17 protein-coding genes are annotated in these 16,007 nt (G+C 68.1%); 12 read left to right on the top strand and 5 right to left on the bottom strand.

Annotated features, from left to right (window positions below; all coding sequences use genetic code 11):
* Positions 1-212: 212 nt before the first annotated feature.
* The 3 genes from trxB (at position 213) to MKD50_RS20460 (ending at position 2,622) form a co-directional block, all read left to right on the top strand.
* Complete coding sequence (gene trxB, locus MKD50_RS20470; RefSeq protein WP_115681404.1) at positions 213-1,178, top strand: thioredoxin-disulfide reductase; 966 nt, start codon at positions 213-215, stop codon at positions 1,176-1,178.
* Positions 1,179-1,292: 114 nt separating this feature from the next.
* Positions 1,293-1,967: a Smr/MutS family protein gene (locus MKD50_RS20465; protein WP_115662815.1), complete on the top strand. Its 675-nt coding sequence runs from the start codon at positions 1,293-1,295 to the stop codon at positions 1,965-1,967.
* A 13-nt stretch (positions 1,968-1,980) separates the two neighbouring features.
* Entirely contained in the window at positions 1,981-2,622 is a 642-nt protein-coding gene (locus MKD50_RS20460; protein ID WP_115706262.1) for a trimeric intracellular cation channel family protein, read from the top strand.
* Positions 2,623-2,704: 82 nt separating this feature from the next.
* Here MKD50_RS20460 and glnK read toward each other — a convergent pair whose 3' ends face one another.
* The gene (gene glnK, locus MKD50_RS20455; protein ID WP_006162803.1) at positions 2,705-3,043 is read right to left on the bottom strand and encodes a P-II family nitrogen regulator; all 339 of its coding nucleotides are present in this window, start codon (positions 3,041-3,043) and stop codon (positions 2,705-2,707) included.
* 240 nt (positions 3,044-3,283) lie between these two features.
* The gene (locus tag MKD50_RS20450; RefSeq protein ID WP_252668471.1) at positions 3,284-4,243 is read right to left on the bottom strand and encodes a GlxA family transcriptional regulator; all 960 of its coding nucleotides are present in this window, start codon (positions 4,241-4,243) and stop codon (positions 3,284-3,286) included.
* Here MKD50_RS20450 and MKD50_RS20445 point away from each other — a divergent pair.
* The 3 genes from MKD50_RS20445 to MKD50_RS20435 all read left to right on the top strand — a co-directional run bounded on the left by MKD50_RS20445 (position 4,242) and on the right by MKD50_RS20435 (position 6,039).
* Entirely contained in the window at positions 4,242-4,487 is a 246-nt protein-coding gene (locus MKD50_RS20445; protein WP_252668469.1) for a hypothetical protein, read from the top strand. The genes MKD50_RS20450 and MKD50_RS20445 overlap by 2 nt on opposite strands.
* A 232-nt stretch (positions 4,488-4,719) precedes the next feature.
* A complete protein-coding gene (locus MKD50_RS20440; protein WP_252668467.1) occupies positions 4,720-5,709 on the top strand; it encodes an SLAC1 anion channel family protein in 990 nt (329 codons plus the stop codon).
* A gap of 3 nt (positions 5,710-5,712) precedes the next feature.
* Positions 5,713-6,039 (top strand): DMT family transporter, encoded by a 327-nt coding sequence (locus MKD50_RS20435; RefSeq protein WP_115706260.1) that lies wholly within the window; start codon positions 5,713-5,715, stop codon positions 6,037-6,039.
* 66 nt (positions 6,040-6,105) lie between these two features.
* On the opposite strand, the gene MKD50_RS20430 is transcribed toward MKD50_RS20435, so the two are convergent.
* On the bottom strand, positions 6,106-8,154 hold the full coding sequence (locus MKD50_RS20430) for an NAD(+) synthase (protein WP_252668465.1): 2,049 nt from the start codon (positions 8,152-8,154) through the stop codon (positions 6,106-6,108).
* A gap of 182 nt (positions 8,155-8,336) precedes the next feature.
* Here MKD50_RS20430 and MKD50_RS20425 point away from each other — a divergent pair, with 182 nt between their 5' ends.
* Complete coding sequence (locus tag MKD50_RS20425; RefSeq protein WP_252668463.1) at positions 8,337-9,578, top strand: GNAT family N-acetyltransferase; 1,242 nt, start codon at positions 8,337-8,339, stop codon at positions 9,576-9,578.
* 12 nt (positions 9,579-9,590) lie between these two features.
* Here the strand turns inward: MKD50_RS20425 and MKD50_RS20420 are convergent, their stop codons facing one another.
* Together MKD50_RS20420 and ppa are read right to left on the bottom strand one after the other, a co-directional pair.
* On the bottom strand, positions 9,591-10,163 hold the full coding sequence (locus MKD50_RS20420; RefSeq protein WP_252668461.1) for a cytochrome b: 573 nt from the start codon (positions 10,161-10,163) through the stop codon (positions 9,591-9,593).
* A 124-nt stretch (positions 10,164-10,287) separates the two neighbouring features.
* Entirely contained in the window at positions 10,288-10,815 is a 528-nt protein-coding gene (ppa, locus tag MKD50_RS20415) for an inorganic diphosphatase (protein WP_240073858.1), read from the bottom strand.
* 224 nt (positions 10,816-11,039) lie between these two features.
* Between ppa and MKD50_RS20410 the strand changes: the two genes are divergently transcribed.
* The 5 genes from MKD50_RS20410 (at position 11,040) to MKD50_RS30735 (ending at position 15,936) form a co-directional block, all read left to right on the top strand.
* Entirely contained in the window at positions 11,040-12,476 is a 1,437-nt protein-coding gene (locus MKD50_RS20410) for an aldehyde dehydrogenase family protein (protein ID WP_252668459.1), read from the top strand.
* Entirely contained in the window at positions 12,469-12,711 is a 243-nt protein-coding gene (locus MKD50_RS20405) for a hypothetical protein (RefSeq protein WP_010813008.1), read from the top strand. The genes MKD50_RS20410 and MKD50_RS20405 overlap by 8 nt, the downstream gene beginning before the upstream one ends.
* 46 nt (positions 12,712-12,757) lie before the next feature.
* Positions 12,758-13,516 (top strand): SDR family oxidoreductase, encoded by a 759-nt coding sequence (locus MKD50_RS20400; protein WP_115706255.1) that lies wholly within the window; start codon positions 12,758-12,760, stop codon positions 13,514-13,516.
* Between the two features lie 84 nt (positions 13,517-13,600).
* The gene (locus MKD50_RS20395) at positions 13,601-14,908 is read left to right on the top strand and encodes an MFS transporter (RefSeq protein ID WP_252668457.1); all 1,308 of its coding nucleotides are present in this window, start codon (positions 13,601-13,603) and stop codon (positions 14,906-14,908) included.
* A 596-nt stretch (positions 14,909-15,504) separates the two neighbouring features.
* Entirely contained in the window at positions 15,505-15,936 is a 432-nt protein-coding gene (locus MKD50_RS30735; RefSeq protein WP_306437398.1) for a hypothetical protein, read from the top strand.
* The last annotated feature ends 71 nt before the right edge of the window (positions 15,937-16,007 follow it).

The raw sequence follows: 16,007 nt of genomic DNA, 5'->3' as shown, positions 1-16,007 counted from the left end.
AGGGGATTCCGGATCGGTTTCGGACCGATGCCGCCGGCGGCCGGCGTTCTTTCGCCGGGTGACGGACAGGCATCGTGGCGGCCATTTTAACGTGGCCCGAGACTATCGCACCCATTGGAATTTGCAACAGTGAGCAAATGCGGCTCCTCTTATAATGTCGCTTTCGAGCAATGCCGGTGGGCACCATGCCGCACTGGCCACAGGAACGCATCATGGCAAAACACGCAAAAGTGCTGATTCTCGGTTCCGGTCCCGCCGGCTACACCGCCGCGGTCTACGCGGCCCGCGCCAACCTGGAGCCGGTGCTGATCACCGGCCTGGCACAGGGCGGCCAGCTGATGACCACCACCGACGTCGAGAACTGGCCGGGCGATGCCAAGGGCGTCCAGGGCCCCGAGCTGATGCAGCGCCTGCTGGCGCATGCCGAAGAATTCAAGACCGAAATCATCTTCGATCACATCCATACCGCGAAGCTGGTGGACGACAAGGGCCAGCCGGCCCGCCCCTTCACGCTGATCGGCGACGCCGGCGAATACACCTGCGACGCGCTGATCATCGCCACCGGCGCCTCGGCGCAGTACCTGGGGCTGCCGTCCGAAGAGTCCTTCATGGGCCGCGGCGTGTCGGCCTGCGCCACTTGCGACGGCTTTTTCTACAAGAACCAGGAAGTGGCCGTGGTCGGCGGCGGCAATACCGCCGTCGAAGAAGCGCTGTACCTGTCGCATATCGCCAGCAAGGTCACCGTGATCCACCGCCGCGACAGCTTCCGCGCCGAGCCGATCCTGGTCGACCGCCTGCTGCAGCGTGAAAAGGAAGGCCGCGTGGTGATCCGCTACGACAGCGTGCTGGACGAAGTGCTGGGCGATGATTCCGGCGTGACCGGCATCCGCGTGCGCGGCACCAAGACCGGCCAGACCGAAGACCTGAAGCTGGCCGGCGTGTTCATCGCCATCGGCCACAAGCCCAACACCGACCTGTTCACCGGCCAGCTGGCCATGGAAAACGGCTACCTGGTGACCAAGTCGGGCCTGCAGGGCGATGCCACCGCCACCAGCGTGCCGGGCGTGTTCGCCGCGGGCGATGTGCAGGACCACGTCTACCGCCAGGCCATCACCAGCGCCGGCACCGGCTGCATGGCCGCGCTGGACGCGCAGCGCTTCGTCGAAGCCCTGAAGTAAGCAACCCCTGCGCCGGCGGCTCGTCACCGCCGCCGGCGCGCCACACGGGCGCGGGCCCGCCCGCGGCCGCGCCAGTCGATATAATCGGCGCCGAGCCTCCGGAGATTTGTTTCAATGACGCACGGCGCCCGCAAACCCGACCGACCGCCCCAACGCCTCGGCCTGAACGACCTTGCCAGGCTGCGCGACACCCTCAAGGCCGATACCGAGCGCCGCGAAGCCGAGCGCCTCGCCGCCGAGCAGGCGGCCGAGCGCGCCCGCGCCGAAGCCGATGTGTTCCGCGCCAGCGTGGGCCAGGTCAGCCAGCTGCGCGACCGCAACCGCGCCCACCATCCTCCCAGCAAGCCCGCGCCCGTGCCGGTGCAGTCGCAGCGCAACGACCAGGCGGTGCTGCAGGCGTCGCTGTCGGACGAGTTCGATGTCGAAAGCCTGCTCGAGACCGACGAGACGCTGTCGTTCCGCCGGCCCGGCATCGGCATGGACGTGGTGCGCAAGCTGCGTCGCGGCGAATGGGTGCCGCAGGACAAGGTCGACCTGCACGGCCTGCGCAGTGACGAGGCGCGCGAGGCGCTGGCCGAGTTCCTGCGCCGCTCGGTGCGCAACGGCGTGCGCTGCGTGCGCGTGATCCACGGCAAGGGCCTGGGCTCGCCCGACAAGCTGCCGGTGCTCAAGGGCAAGGTGCGCAGCTGGCTGGTGCAGAAGGAGGAAGTGCTGGCCTTCGTGCAGGCGCGCGAGGCCGAAGGCGGCGCCGGCGCGCTGATGGTGCTGCTGCGCCAGCCGCGCGCCTGACGCCGCGTCCCGGATGCACGTTCCGCTCGAATTGCTGATGGGGCGGCTGCCCCTGATCCTCCACATCATGGAGGTGATTGGCGTGCTGGCCTTCGCGGTCTCGGGGGTGGTCGATGCACGCAAGCAGCGCCTGGACGTGGTCGGCACCTTCGTAGTGGCCTTTGCCACCGCCTTCGGCGGCGGCACCGTGCGCGACGTGCTGCTCGACCGGCGCCCGTTTTACTGGGTCGACCATGAAGGCTATGTGCTGCTGATCTTCGTGATGTCGTTCGGCGCGTCGTTCGTGCTGCGCGTGGTCAGCCGCGTGGCCTCGGACCGGGCCATGATCGTGGCCGACGCCATCGGGCTGGGGCTGTTCTCGGTGACCGGCGCCTCGCTGGCGCTGGTGGCGCAGATGACGCCGACCGTGGCGGTCATGATGGGCATCATCTCGGCCGTGTTCGGCGGCGTGGTGCGCGACGTGCTGTGCAATGAAGTTCCGATGATCCTGCGCGACCGCTCGCCCTACGCCACCTGCTCGTTCATCGGCTGCTGGATCTATATCGGCCTGACCTGGCTCGAGGTGCAGCAGGAGGCGGCGCTGCTGACCGGCGCGCTGGCGATCATCGCCATGCGCCTGGCGTCGGTGCGCTACGGCTGGAAACTGCCCAGCTGAGCGGCGTCTAAAGCGAACCCACCAATGAAAACGCCGCCCTGCAGGGCGGCGTGTCGCTGCGCTGGCCGATCCGGCCGATGGCTCAGACCGCGGCTTCGTCCTGCTCGCCGGTGCGGATGCGGATCACGCGCTCGATCTCGGTGACAAAGATCTTGCCGTCGCCGATCTTGCCGGTGTGGGCAGCCTTGACGATGGCATCCAGCACCGTATCGAGCTGGTTCTCGGCCACCACCACTTCGATCTTGATCTTGGGCAGGAAGTCGACCACGTACTCGGCGCCGCGGTACAGCTCGGTATGCCCTTTCTGGCGGCCAAATCCCTTTACTTCGGTCACCGTCAGCCCGGTCACGCCGACGTCAGCCAGGGCTTCACGCACCTCGTCGAGCTTGAACGGTTTGATGATGGCGGTAATCTGCTTCATGACTGGCCCCTGTTTATCGTTTGTTCACGCCGCCCGGCGGCGCATCGCCGCGGACGCGGCGCTCTCCGGAGGGCATTTTAACAGCCCTTGGCGCCCTGCATCCCGCGCCTGGCGCGGCCGGAACGTTGGGCAGCGCGCATCGCACGGCGGTGTCTTGCCCTTCGGGCCTGTGGACAACCCTGTGGAAAGCTCCCCGGAAATGCTGTGCAAAGCTTGTGCATAGCCTGTGTAAAGCAACCGTCACGCCGTGTTGAGGAAACGTCGCCGGTAGTCCGAAGGCGCCACCCCGATCCGGCGCAGAAATGCGCGCCGCAGGTTGTTGGCATCGCCAAAGCCGGTCAGCGTGGCCACGCGCTTGAGCGGGTGGCGCGAGCTTTCCAGCAGCCGGCGCGCCGCGTCGATGCGCGCGGCCTCGACGAATTCGGCCGGGGTCACCTGGCATTCCTGGCGGAACACGCGGGCAAAGTTGCGCGTGCTCATGCCGGCACGCGCGGCCAGCGCATCGACCGAAAGATCCGCGGCAAGGTGCTCGACCAGCCAGCCCTGCACCTCCCGGATCGCATGGCGCTCCGCCGTCTGCGCCGCAAGGTGGGCGCTGAACTGTGACTGGCCGCCCGGCCGCTTGAGAAACATCACCAGTTCGCGCGCCACGCGCAGCGCCACGACGCGGCCGAAATCCTCCTCGACCAGCGCCAGGGCGAGGTCCAGGCCGGCGGTCACGCCGGCCGAGGTGTACACATTGCCGTCCTTGACGTAGATGCGGTCCGGCTCGACCTGGACGCCGGGGAAGCTGCGCGCCAGGTGGTCGGTGGTATTCCAGTGCGTGGTGGCGCTGCGCCCGTCGAGCAGGCCCGCGTGCGCAAGCATCATCGCGCCGGAGCAGACCGAGCCGATACGCCGCACCGTGCGCGCCTGCCGGGCCAGCCATGCGCCGATGGCCGCGTCCTGAGCCTGCTTCCACAGCGCCGGCCCGCCGGCGACCAGCAGGGTGTCGATGTCGTCACTGGCGGTCTCCAGCGTCGCGTCCGGCTCGACCCGCATGCCGTTGGAGGCCCGCAGCATGCCCGGCCCCGGCGCAATGATCTCGAACTGGTAGGCGTCAGGCTGACCCGCCTGGCGCGCGCCTTCGTGGAAGACATCGAGGGGGCCGGCCAGATCTAGCATCTGGAAGCCGGGAAAGGCGACGACGGCGATTTTCATGGAGGGCATGGCAAAGACGGCTCGGCGGCCTGGCGCGGCGGGATATTGCAAGTCTAGGCAGATTCAGCCAGAGCGGTCACCGATAGCGCACGATCAAGATGTCGACGATGCGCCGGGATTCCGCCAGCGCGGTGTGATTGCCAGCGCGCTGCAGCGCCACCAGTCGGCAGCCGAAACGCCCATGCAACACAACAGCAGCAGCACGGGCACCCGGGCGCGCTTGATCAAGGTCGGCTTCAACTGATTTCCCTCGGCTTCGAATGCAACGGCGCGCAGTCTAGGCAGGAAATCCGGTGCTGCGTCGCCGCTGGCAGCAAGCGCTGTACTGTTGGCCGAATTTGACGGGCATATCTACTATCGGCCAGCCCCCCCGGAAAACCATAATCCCCTTCATCAGGCCCGCCCACTCCTCTGCTGACGAGATTCGCGGCCTCTACCACGCCCGCCCTCCGCGGGCATAGCCAAAGCCACACGCCATGACTCCTGCTACCCACCCCGCAACCGCGCTGCCGCTACCCCGCAGTTCGGTCAAGCACCTCCCGGTCAATCTGTTCGGCGCCGTCATGGGCCTGTCCGGGCTGTCGATGGCATGGCGCGGCGCGGTCAACGCCTTCGGCACCAACCCGGCCATCGGCGACGCCATTGGCGTGGCCGCGGTGCTGGCCTTCGTGACCCTTGCCGCTGGCTACCTGGCCAAGTGGAAGCGCTACCCCGAGGCCGTGCGCACCGAGTTCAGCCATCCCATCGCGGGCAATTTCTTCGGCACCATCGCCATTGCCATCCTGCTGCTGTCGTCCGTGGTGGGCGCGCACCACGCGGTGCTGGGGCAGGCGATCTGGACCGTGGGCACGGTGATTACCGTGGCGCTGACTTTCGTCATCGCCGGGCGGCTGTTCCGCGGCCGCACCGAACCGGCCAACGTCGTGCCGGCCTGGCTGATTCCGGGCGTGGCCACGCTCGATATCGCCGTGGCCGGCGGCACCATGCCGATGGCGTGGGCGCATGAGGTCAACCTGTTCGCGGCCGCGGTCGGTACCGTGATCGCGCTGGTGTTCTTCACCATGATCCTTGCCCGGCTGGTCCACCACGAGCCGCTGCCCGCCGGCATGGTGCCGTCGCTGATCATCCTGATCGCGCCGTTCGAGGTGGGCTTCCTGGCCTACGTCAACCTGACCGGGCACGTCGATCTGTTTGCCGGCATGCTGTTCTACTTCGGCCTGTTCCTGTTCGTACTGCTGTCCTGGCGCGTGTTCCGCCGTCCGGCGCCGTTCGCGCCGTCGTGGTGGGCGATCAGCTTCCCGATGGCGGCGCTGGCGAACGCGGCGCTGAAGTATGCTGACCACGCGCAGGCCGGCGCGCTCTACTGGCTGGCCGGGCTGATCCTGCTGGTGCTGACGGTGGCGATCGCGGCGCTGTCCGTGCGCACGCTGTACAGCCTGTTCACGCGTCGCCTGCTGGCCGGCTGACCGATGTCGTGGACTCTGTTATTCGTCGCCGGCGTGCTCGAGATCGCCTTCGCCTTCGGCATGAAATGGTCGGCCGGCTTCAGCCGCTTCTGGCCCAGCGTCTATGCGGCGGTCACCGGGCTGTCCAGCATTGCCCTGCTGACGCTGGCGCTACGCGGGCTGCCGGTGGGAACGGCTTATGCCGTATGGACCGGCATCGGCGCGGCCGGCACCGCCATGCTCGGCATGCTGTGGCTGGACGAGCCGGCATCGCTGGCGCGCGCGGGCTGCATCGCGCTGATCCTGTGTGGCGTGGTGGGGCTCAAGCTGGTCTCCGGGCCGGCCGGCTGAACAGCCAGCTCGCATGAAAACGGCCCGCACCATGCGGGCCGTGTGGCGGCGCAGGGCACGGCGAGGTCAATCCGGCACCTTCTCCAGATCCGCCAGCCACACCACCGACTCCGAATCGCTGGGCGCGCGCCAGTCGCCGCGCGGCGACAGCGAGCCGCCCGAACCCACCTTGGGCGCATTCGGCACGCACGAGCGCTTGAACTGGCTGGTGCGGAAAAAGCGGTCCAGGAAGATCGCCAGGTTGCGCTTGATGTCGGGCAGGCCGTACTGGTTGCGCACCACGTGCGGGCCGTTGGGCCAGATGCCGCGCTCGCGGTCGCCCCAGGCATGCTGCGCCAGGAAGGCGATCTTGGACGGGGCAAAGCCGAAGCGCAGCGTGTAGTAGAGATTGAAGTCCTGCAGCTCGTACGGGCCGATGGTGCTCTCGGTCTTCTGCTCGGGGCCGTGGTTGCTGTCGCCGGGAATCAGCTCGGGGCTGATGTCGGTGTCGAGCACCGCCAGCAGCACATCCGAGCCGCCCTCGCCCACCTGCCCGGTCTCGGCGACCCAGCGCACCAGGTGCGAAATCAGCGTCTTGGGCACGCTGGCGTTGACGTTGTAGTGCGACATGTGGTCGCCCACGCCATAGGTGCACCAGCCCAGCGCCAGTTCGCTCAGGTCGCCGGTGCCGATCACGATGGCATGGTTGTAGTTCGCCAGCCGGAACAGGTGGTTGGTGCGCTCTCCCGCCTGCACGTTCTCGAAGGTTACGTCGTAGACCTTCTCGCCGGCGGCATAGGGATGGCCCAGGTCCTTCAGCATCGCCAGGCACGACGGCCGGATATCGATCTCGGTCGCGCTGCAGCCCACCACCTGCATCAGCTGGCGCGCCTGCTGCAGCGTGCGCCCGCTGGTGGCAAAGCCCGGCATGGTGTAGGCAAGGATATTGGCGCGCGGCAGGCCCAGCCGGTCCATCGCCTTGGCGCACACCAGCAGCGCGTGGGTGGAATCGAGTCCGCCCGAGACGCCAATCACCACCTTGCTGATCTTGCTCGCCGAGAGCCGCTGCACCAGCGCCTGCACCTGGATGTTGTAGACCTCCATGCAGCGCTCGTCGCGCTGGCGCGGATCGGCCGGCACGTACGGGAAACGCGCCACGTTGCGCTCCAGCGGCAGCGACTTTTCCAGCGTCAGGTCGAGCGGGAAGCGCACCACGCGGAAGCGCTCCACCTCGTCCTTGTGCCGGCGCACCGAATGGCCGAAGGTCACCTGGTGCATGCGCTCGCGCGACAGCCGCTCGACATCGATATCGGCGAACAGCAGGTGCGAGGTGTCGGCAAAGCGCCCGGACTCGGCCAGCAGCTCGCCGTTCTCGCAGATCAGCGCCTGGCCGTCCCAGGCCAGGTCGGTAGACGACTCGCCCTTGCCGGCCGAGGTGTACAGGTAGGCCGCCAGGCAGCGCGCCGATTGCTGCGACACCAGCTGGTGCCGGTAGCCCGACTTGCCCACCACGATATTCGATGCCGACAGGTTGACCAGCACCGTGGCGCCAGCCAATGCCGCGAACGACGACGGCGGGATCGGCACCCATACGTCCTCGCAGATTTCGGCATGGAAGCGGAAGTCGGGGATGTCTTCGAGCTCGAACAGCAGGCCGGCGCCGAACGGCACCTGCTGGCCCAGCAGCTCGATCGAATCGACCGCGGCGCTGTCGGCGGCGCTGAACTGCCGCGCCTCATAGAATTCCCAGTAGTTGGGCAGGTAGGTCTTGGGCACCACGCCCTGGATGCGCCCGCGCGCCACCACCACGGCACAGTTGAACAACTGGTGCTCGACCCGCAGCGGCATGCCCACTACCAGCGCCGCCGGCAGCTTGCGCGAGGCCTCGACGATGGTGGTCAGCGCCGCCTGGCAGGCGTCCAGCAGCGCGCGCTGGTGGAACAGGTCGTCACAGGTGTAGGCCGACAGCCCCAGCTCCGGGAACGCGACCAGCACGGCGCCGCGCTGCGCCGCCTGCGTCGCCAGGGCAATGGTCTCGTTGGCGTTGAAGGCAGGGTCGGCCACGCGGCAGACCGGCACGCCCACCGCGACGCGCGCAAAGCCGTGCGAATACAGGTTGAAAAACAGGTTTTTCATATCGGGCCTTGGTGTTGGGAGTCGTGCGGTGGGCCGTTGGACCAGCCGCAAGCGTGCGGGTCGTCCGCAGCATCCGTGGATGCCTGGGAAAGCACTATTGACCAGGATGCTCCATTTTACGACGCCAACTCCGGCGCGGGGTTTCCGGTAGACTCGACCGGTCCACAGAGGGAACTGGTGCAATGCAGTCTGAATCATGCGTGCCCGGGCAGGGCCAGCCGGCACGGCAAACGCGCAGCGAAGCGCGCGCTGCCGCTCCGGAATACCGTACCGAGATCGTCGCCGACCTGAGCCAGATCGATGCCGCCGCCTGGGATGCCCTGGTGGCCCGCCATGCCGACGCCACGCCCTTCCTCAAGCACGCCTTCCTGCACGCGCTGCACGCCAGCGGCAGCGCCTGCCCGGATACCGGATGGCATCCGCGCTACCTGACGTTATGGGCGCCGCCCGCGGCGGGCCGTCCGCAACGGCTGGCCGCCGCCATGCCGCTGTATGCCAAGGCGCATTCCTATGGCGAGTATGTCTTCGACTGGGCCTGGGCCGACGCCTATGCGCGCAACGGCATCGAGTACTACCCCAAGTGGCTGGCGGCGATTCCGTTCACGCCGGTGCGCGGCGCGCGGCTGCTGGCCGAAGACGCCGAGGCGCGCCGGCTGCTGCTGCAGGTGGCGCTGGCGCTGGCCGCCGACAGCCAGATGTCGTCGCTGCACATCCTGTTTCCGGACGAGGCTGAGGCCGCGCTGATGGCGCAGGCCGGCATGCTGATGCGGCACGGCGTGCAGTTCCACTGGACCAATGGCGGCTACGGCAGCTTCGACGACTTCCTCGCCACGCTGTCGCAGAAGAAGCGCAAGAACATCCGCGCCGAGCGCCGGCAGGTGGCCCAGGCGGGCATCACCTTCCGCCGGCTGCGCGGCGCGGAGATCGACGACGAGGCGTGGAAGTTCTTCAACCGCTGCTATCGCCAGACCTACCGCGAGCACCATTCCACGCCCTACCTGAACCTGGACTTCTTCCGCCGCATCGGCGCCGCGATGCCGCAGCACCTGCTGCTGGTGATCGCCGAGCGCGCGGGCCGGCCCATCGCCAGCTCGCTGCTGGTCTATGACGCGGCGCCCGAGGTCAGCACGCTCTACGGGCGCTACTGGGGCACTTTGGAATACCACCCGTGCCTGCATTTCGAGACTGCGTACTACCAGCCGCTCGAGTTCTGCATCGAACACGGCATCGGCACCTTCGAGGGCGGCGCGCAGGGCGAGCACAAGATGGCGCGCGGCTTCCTGCCGGTGGCGACGCGCTCGGCCCATTGGCTGGCGCACCCGGCCTTCGCCGATGCCGTCGAACGCTTCCTCGCGCGCGAGCGCCAGGGCATCGACGCCTACCTGGACGAGCTGGGCGAACGCAACCCGTTCGCGCGTGACTGACGCCTGCGTCGCTCAGCGCCACATGCGCCGCAGCGTGTCGTCGCCCAGCATGTAGTGGTGGAACAGCGATGCCATCGCATGCAGGCCGATGACCAGGTAGAACGCGGTGCCGAGTGTTTCGTGGAGCTCTTTGACGCTGTCCTTCAGCGCCGGGTCGGGCGCGACCAGTGCCGGGACATCGATGCCGAGCGCAGGCAGCGCCAGCAGGTGGCCGCCGGCATTCATCGCCAGCAGGCCCAGCAGCGGCTGCGCCAGGATGAACAGATACAGCACCCAGTGCATGGCCGCGCCGGCCATCTGCATCCAGCGCGCGCCCGGCTCCGGCGCCGGCGCGCCGCGCAGCAGGCGCCACAGCAGGCGCGGCACGGCCAGCACCAGCACCAGCGCGCCGGCCCATTCATGCACCGCCATGGCCAGCGCGCGCGGCGGCGTGCCCCTGGCGAAGCTGCCCTTCAGTTCGATCGCGGCATAGGCCAGCGCCACCAGTACGAACACGGTCCAATGGAATGACACCGCCAGCCGGTCATAGCGGCGCAACGACGGCGGCGTCTGCGGCGAAGCCAAGATTTCGGTCACGGGTTGCATGGGGACTCCTGTTGTCAGTACCCGCCCAGCGTAGCGCACGCCACCTGGCCGGGTGCTAACGCGCATCAAGCGCGCCGCAATAAAAAACCCCGCCGGAGCGGGGTCTGTTCAGCGGGCGTTCAACTTACTTCTTGTAGTTGGCCACGCCGTCGGTGATTTCCTTGTGGGCTTCCTCGATGCCGGCCCAGCCTTCAACCTTGACCCACTTGCCGGCTTCCAGTGCCTTGTAGTGCTCAAAGAAATGCTTGATCTGGTCCAGCAGGTTCTGCGGCACGTCGGACAGGCCCTTCATGTAGGCGGTGGCCGGCGACAGCTTGTCGACCGGCACGGCGACCAGCTTGGCGTCGACGCCGGACTCGTCGGTCATCTTCAGCATGCCGAGTGCGCGGCAGCGCACCACGGCGCCGGCCATGATCGGGAACGGCGACAGCACCAGCACGTCGACGGGGTCGCCATCGCCCGACAGGGTCTGGGGGATGTAGCCATAGTTGGCCGGGTAACGCATGCCGGTGCCGATGAAGCGGTCGACGAACAGCAGGCCGGTTTCCTTGTCGGCCTCGTACTTCACCGGATCGCTCTGGGCCGAGATCTCGATGATGACGTTGAAATCGTTGGGGATGTCCTTGCCCGGGGATACGAGGTTGAAGCTCATGCGGTTCTCCAGATGCCTGCGCTGTGTTGTCGGATGGCGGGCATTATAGCGGCTCGCGCCTGACCGGTTGCTGACAAGGCGTCGCCGGTCCTGGCTTCGCCAGCCCGCTGCAACGCGTTGCAGCGACGCCGGCGTCGGCGATAATGGCGCATTCTTCAGCCGACACTGAATAGCCGCAGCCCCCAAGCTGCCCCTAGCTGCCCCAAGCTGCCCCGGAGCCACCCATGCACGCCCAGCACTTCGTCGCCAACCGCCTGATCGCGCCCGACAACGGCCTGCGCATCAAGGTTTTCGATCCCTCCAACGGCGAGCCCTTCGCAGAGATTGCGCGCGGCAACGCCACCGATATCAACGTCGCCGTCCATGCGGCACGCCAGGCCGCCGACGGCCCCTGGGGCCAGATGGCCCCGGCCGAGCGGGTGCGCCTGCTCAACCGCGTCGCCGTGGCGCTGATCGCCCATGAAGAGGAACTCGGCGCGCTCGAGGCCCGCGACACCGGCAAGCCGCTGCGCCAGGCGCGCGCCGACGCCCGCGCGGTGGCGCGCTACTTCGAGTTCTACGCAGGTGCGGTCGACAAGCTGCACGGCCAGACCATCCCCTACAACCCTGGCTATACCGTGCTGACGGTGCGCGAGCCGCACGGCGTGACCGGCCACATCATCCCGTGGAACTACCCGCTGCAGATCTTCGGGCGCAGCGTGGGCGCGGCGCTGGCCGCCGGCAACGCCTGCGTGGTCAAGCCGGCCGAGGATGCCTGCCTGTCGCTGCTGCGCGTGGCCGAGATCGCCGCCGAGGCCGGCCTGCCCGAAGGCGCGCTCAACCTCATCACCGGCTACGGCCACGAGGCCGGCGCCGCGCTGGCGCGCCACCCCGGCATCCAGCACATCTCGTTCACCGGCTCGCCGCAGACCGGCAAGCTGGTGGCGCAGCTGGCCGCCGAGAACCACGTGCCGGTCACGCTGGAACTGGGCGGCAAGTCGCCGCAGATCGTGTTTGCCGATGCCGACCTCGACGCGCTGGTGCCGGTGGTGGTCAACGGCATCGTGCAGAACGCCGGCCAGACCTGCTCGGCCGGCAGCCGCCTGCTGGTGGAGCGCCCGGTCTACGACCTGCTGCTGGACCGGCTCGCATCGGTGTTCGAATCGCTGCGCGTTGGCCCGTCCGAGCTCGACCTGGAATGCGGCCCGCTGATCAGCCGCAAGCAGCAGCAGCGCGTGTGGGACTTCGTCTCGGACGCGCAGCACGCCGGCGTGGCGGTGATGGCGCAGGGCCAGATCGTGGCCGACGCGCCCGAGGCCGGCTACTACCAGGTGCCGATGCTGTTCCGCGACGTGCCGCCGGCGCACCGGCTGGCGCAGGAGGAAGTGTTCGGCCCGCTGCTGGCCGCGATGCCGTTCGACACCGAGGCCGAAGCCATCGCGCTGGCCAACGGCACGCCCTACGGGCTGGTCGCCGGGGTCTGGACCCGCGACGGCGGGCGCCAGCTGCGCCTCGCGCACAAGCTGCGCGCGGGCCAGGTCTTTATCAACAACTACGGCGCCGGCGGCGGCGTGGAGCTGCCCTTCGGCGGCAGCGGCCAGTCCGGCTACGGCCGCGAAAAGGGCTTCGAGGCCCTGTACGGATTCACCACCCTGAAAACCATTGCCATTCAACATGGGTAACATCAATTTCCTGTCGGTCGCCTTCGCCATCTTCTTTTTCTGGATGGCCTGGCATGTGCGGAACAAGCGCGCCACCAATCCTTCCGGCATGCCGCGGCTGCAGGTATTCAAGCGCAAGTGGGGCGACGTGGTCGGCGACCGCGTGCACTGGTGCCTGTATGTGGCGCTGCCGTTCCTGCTGGCGCTGATGATGGTGGCGAATGCCCTGAGGGGGCGCGGGCCGTTTTCGCACTAGCCCCCGCCTTGCACCGAACATCACCAAAACACTGAGGAGACAAGCCATGAGACTGGCCAACAAGGTAGCGATCGTCACCGGCGGAGGTTCCGGCTTCGGCGAAGGCATTGCCCATACCTTCGCGCGCGAAGGCGCCAACGTGGTGGTGGCCGACCTGCGCGAGGACGCCGCCGAGCGCGTCGCCGCGGCGATCCGCGACGCCGGCGGACGCGCCCGTGCGGTACGCGCCGATGTCTCGCGCGAAGCCGACACCGAGGCCATGCGCGAAGCCGCCCTTTCCGTCTTCGGCGACGTGCATATCGTGGTCAACAACGCCGGCACTACGCATCGCAACAAGCCCATCCTGGAAGTCACCGAAGACGAGTTCGACCGCGTCTACGCCGTCAACGTCAAGAGCATCTACTGGTCGGCGCGCGCGTTCGTGCCGCATTTCCGCCAGCGCGGCGGCGGCGTGTTCGTCAATATCGCTTCCACCGCCGGCATCCGGCCGCGGCCGGGGCTGGTCTGGTACAACGGCAGCAAGGGCGCGGTGATCACGGCGAGCAAGGCCATGGCCGCGGAGCTGGGCCCCGACAATATCCGCGTCAACTGCGTCAACCCGGTGATCGGCGCCACCGCGCTGCTCGAGGAATTCATGGGCATGCCGGACACGCCCGAGAACCGCGCCAGGTTCCTCGCCACCATCCCGATGGGGCGCATGTCGACGCCGCAGGACGTGGCCAACGCCTGCCTGTACCTGGCTTCGGACGAAGCCGCCTTCATCACCGGCACCTGCATCGAAGTGGACGGCGGCCGCTGCGTCTGAAGCCGCGCGCCGGTCCTGCTTCCCCAGTCGTACGGTAGCTGTAAGAACGCGTCATACAGAAACGCCAATTCCTCAGGAGACAGCATGACAACGACCGCAGTGAACCCCGGCGTCCGCGACGCCGCCTTTGAAGACGCCACCTACCGCAAGGTCAGCTGGCGCCTGGTGCCCTTCCTGCTGCTGTGCTACGTGGTGGCCTACCTGGACCGCGTCAACGTGGGCTTCGCCAAGCTGCAGATGCTGAACGACCTGCAGTTCAGCGAGACCGTCTACGGGCTGGGCGCCGGCATCTTCTTCATCGGCTACTTCCTGTTCGAGGTGCCGAGCAACGTGATTCTGCACAAGGTGGGCGCGCGCATCTGGATCGCGCGCATCATGATCACCTGGGGCGCGATCTCGGCGGCGATGATGTTCGTCACCACGCCGACCATGTTCTACGTGCTGCGCTTCCTGTTGGGCATTGCCGAGGCCGGCTTCTTCCCCGGCATCATCCTGTACCTGACCTACTGGTACCCGGCCAACCGGCGCGGGCGCACCACCACCTTCTTCATGACCGCGATCGCGCTGTCGGGCGTGATCGGCGGGCCGCTGTCGGGCTGGATCATGCAGTCCTTCGACGGCCACAACGGCTGGGCCGGCTGGCAGTGGATGTTCCTGCTGGAAGGCATTCCATCGATCCTGGTGGGGCTGTGGGTGCTGGCCTACCTGGATGACCGCATCGCCCACGCCAAATGGCTGTCGGCCGAGGAAAAGGCGCTGCTGGAGCGCAATATCGCCAGCGAGAACGCGCACAAGGAAGACCCGCCGATCCGCACCGTGTTTGCCAGCCCGCGCGTCTGGCTGATGAGCGCGATCTACTTCTGCTTCGTGATGGGCCTGTACGGCGTCAGCTTCTGGCTGCCGACCATCATCAAGCAGACCGGCGTCAAGGGCGCGCTCGATATCGGCCTGCTGACCGCCATCCCCTATGGCTGCGCGGTGATCGGCATGGTGCTGGTGGCCTACAGCGCCGACCGCAGCGGCGAGCGCCGCTGGCATATCGCGGTGCCGGCGCTGGCCGGCGCTGTCGGGCTGCTGCTGTCGGTGCAATGGCGCGGCGACACCACGCTGGCGATGGTGGCGCTGACGCTGGCGACGATCGGCATCCTGACCACGCTGCCGCTGTTCTGGAGCCTGCCCACGGCGTTCCTGGCCGGCACCGGCGCGGCCGCGGGCATTGCGCTGATCAACTCGCTCGGCAACCTCGCCGGCTTTCTCAGCCCGTATGCGGTGGGCTGGCTCAAGGACCTGACCCACAGCACCGATTCCGGCATGTACCTGCTGGCCGCGTGCCTCGTGGTCGGTGCGGCGTTGACGCTGTCGGTACCGAAACGGCTGGTGAGCCGGAAGTGAAGTCGCGCGCGCGCCGCTTGCCGGCGCGAATGCGCCGTCGGCTGACGCGGATGTAGGACCACGCCCGGCAGTGTCGGCTATTCCTTGGCCCTAGCATGGAAAAGAGACACCCGGAGTGATCCCGACGGGGTCCTCCGGGGCATCTGATTCCCAAGCTTGCCAAGGAGGCCACGATGCCGCAACTGCTCCCGTTTGCCCCTACCCGTTCGCTGAAGGTCATCGAAGCGCGCCTGGCGCGCCGCTCGCGCGTGAAGCGCCTGGTGCTCGCGCTCAGCGCCGGCGTGGTTGCACTGCTGGCCCTGGTGCCCGCCGCCAGCCATGCGCAGGCACCCGTGGTCGATGCCAACCCTGCGCCGGCAACCCCGACCGCACCTGCGACTGCAGCACCGGCTCCTGCGCCGGGCACCATGGCACCGACGCCGGGCGTCACCACGCCGCCCGCCACGACCGTGCCGCCGGCCGCCACCGTGCCGCCCTCCGCCACCGTGCCGCCCTCCACCACCCTGCCGCCAGCGGCCACCATGCCGCCTGCCACCCAGCCCGCGCCCGGCATAACGGCGCCGGCCACGGCCGCGCCGCCGCCAACCGCTTCACCGATGCCCGCACCCACCGGCACGCCGCCCGCGGTGCCCGCACCGCCGCCGGTGGCAGCCCCGTCGCAGCCACGGCCGCCCCTGGCCGTGCCGCCCGCGCCGCCGCCGCGTGACGCGATGGTGCAGCGCCAGGCCGGCCCGGTCGCCTATATCTGCGGCGGCGTGGCCGAGGACGAACAGGTCGCGCTGCAATCCCAGGCGCGCAAGTACAACATGAGCCTGCTGTTCACGCAGGGCGCGCGCGGCGAGTACCTGTCGGATGTCGACGTCAAGCTGATACGTGGCGGCAAGGAAGTGGCGAGCTTTGTCGCCGACGGGCCGCGCTGCCTGCTGAAGGCGCCGTCTGGCACCTACAACGTGCGTGCAACCTATCAGGGCCGGACCAAGAACATGACGGTCAGCACCAACAGCAAGAATGCGCAGATGCGGTGGTAGCGCGCTGAAGCGAGTGATGTCGTGATGTGCCGTGGATGACCGCTTGGTGTACTCCCTCTCCCGCACGCGGG

Source organism: Cupriavidus mimosae (assembly GCF_023952485.1).
In the GTDB taxonomy this organism is placed as follows: Bacteria; Pseudomonadota; Gammaproteobacteria; order Burkholderiales; family Burkholderiaceae; genus Cupriavidus; species Cupriavidus taiwanensis_C.
Note: the sequence above shows the minus strand (reverse complement) of the source record. Positions and strands in the feature narration are given on the sequence as shown.

Excerpts from the sequence above, each read along its gene's own strand:
- MKD50_RS20430 (WP_252668465.1), bottom strand. The coding sequence starts at position 8,154 with ATGAAAAACCTGTTTTTCAACCTGTATTCGCACGGCTTTGCGCGCGTC.
- MKD50_RS20395 (WP_252668457.1), top strand. The coding sequence starts at position 13,601 with ATGACAACGACCGCAGTGAACCCCGGCGTCCGCGACGCCGCCTTTGAA.
- trxB (WP_115681404.1), top strand. The coding sequence starts at position 213 with ATGGCAAAACACGCAAAAGTGCTGATTCTCGGTTCCGGTCCCGCCGGC.
- MKD50_RS20450 (WP_252668471.1), bottom strand. The coding sequence starts at position 4,243 with ATGAAAATCGCCGTCGTCGCCTTTCCCGGCTTCCAGATGCTAGATCTG.
- MKD50_RS20435 (WP_115706260.1), top strand. The coding sequence starts at position 5,713 with ATGTCGTGGACTCTGTTATTCGTCGCCGGCGTGCTCGAGATCGCCTTC.
- MKD50_RS20405 (WP_010813008.1), top strand. The coding sequence starts at position 12,469 with ATGGGTAACATCAATTTCCTGTCGGTCGCCTTCGCCATCTTCTTTTTC.
- ppa (WP_240073858.1), bottom strand. The coding sequence starts at position 10,815 with ATGAGCTTCAACCTCGTATCCCCGGGCAAGGACATCCCCAACGATTTC.
- glnK (WP_006162803.1), bottom strand. The coding sequence starts at position 3,043 with ATGAAGCAGATTACCGCCATCATCAAACCGTTCAAGCTCGACGAGGTG.
- MKD50_RS20445 (WP_252668469.1), top strand. The coding sequence starts at position 4,242 with ATGGAGGGCATGGCAAAGACGGCTCGGCGGCCTGGCGCGGCGGGATAT.
- MKD50_RS30735 (WP_306437398.1), top strand. The coding sequence starts at position 15,505 with ATGCCCGCACCCACCGGCACGCCGCCCGCGGTGCCCGCACCGCCGCCG.
- MKD50_RS20460 (WP_115706262.1), top strand. The coding sequence starts at position 1,981 with ATGCACGTTCCGCTCGAATTGCTGATGGGGCGGCTGCCCCTGATCCTC.
- MKD50_RS20400 (WP_115706255.1), top strand. The coding sequence starts at position 12,758 with ATGAGACTGGCCAACAAGGTAGCGATCGTCACCGGCGGAGGTTCCGGC.
- MKD50_RS20420 (WP_252668461.1), bottom strand. The coding sequence starts at position 10,163 with ATGCAACCCGTGACCGAAATCTTGGCTTCGCCGCAGACGCCGCCGTCG.
- MKD50_RS20465 (WP_115662815.1), top strand. The coding sequence starts at position 1,293 with ATGACGCACGGCGCCCGCAAACCCGACCGACCGCCCCAACGCCTCGGC.
- MKD50_RS20440 (WP_252668467.1), top strand. The coding sequence starts at position 4,720 with ATGACTCCTGCTACCCACCCCGCAACCGCGCTGCCGCTACCCCGCAGT.
- MKD50_RS20425 (WP_252668463.1), top strand. The coding sequence starts at position 8,337 with ATGCAGTCTGAATCATGCGTGCCCGGGCAGGGCCAGCCGGCACGGCAA.
- MKD50_RS20410 (WP_252668459.1), top strand. The coding sequence starts at position 11,040 with ATGCACGCCCAGCACTTCGTCGCCAACCGCCTGATCGCGCCCGACAAC.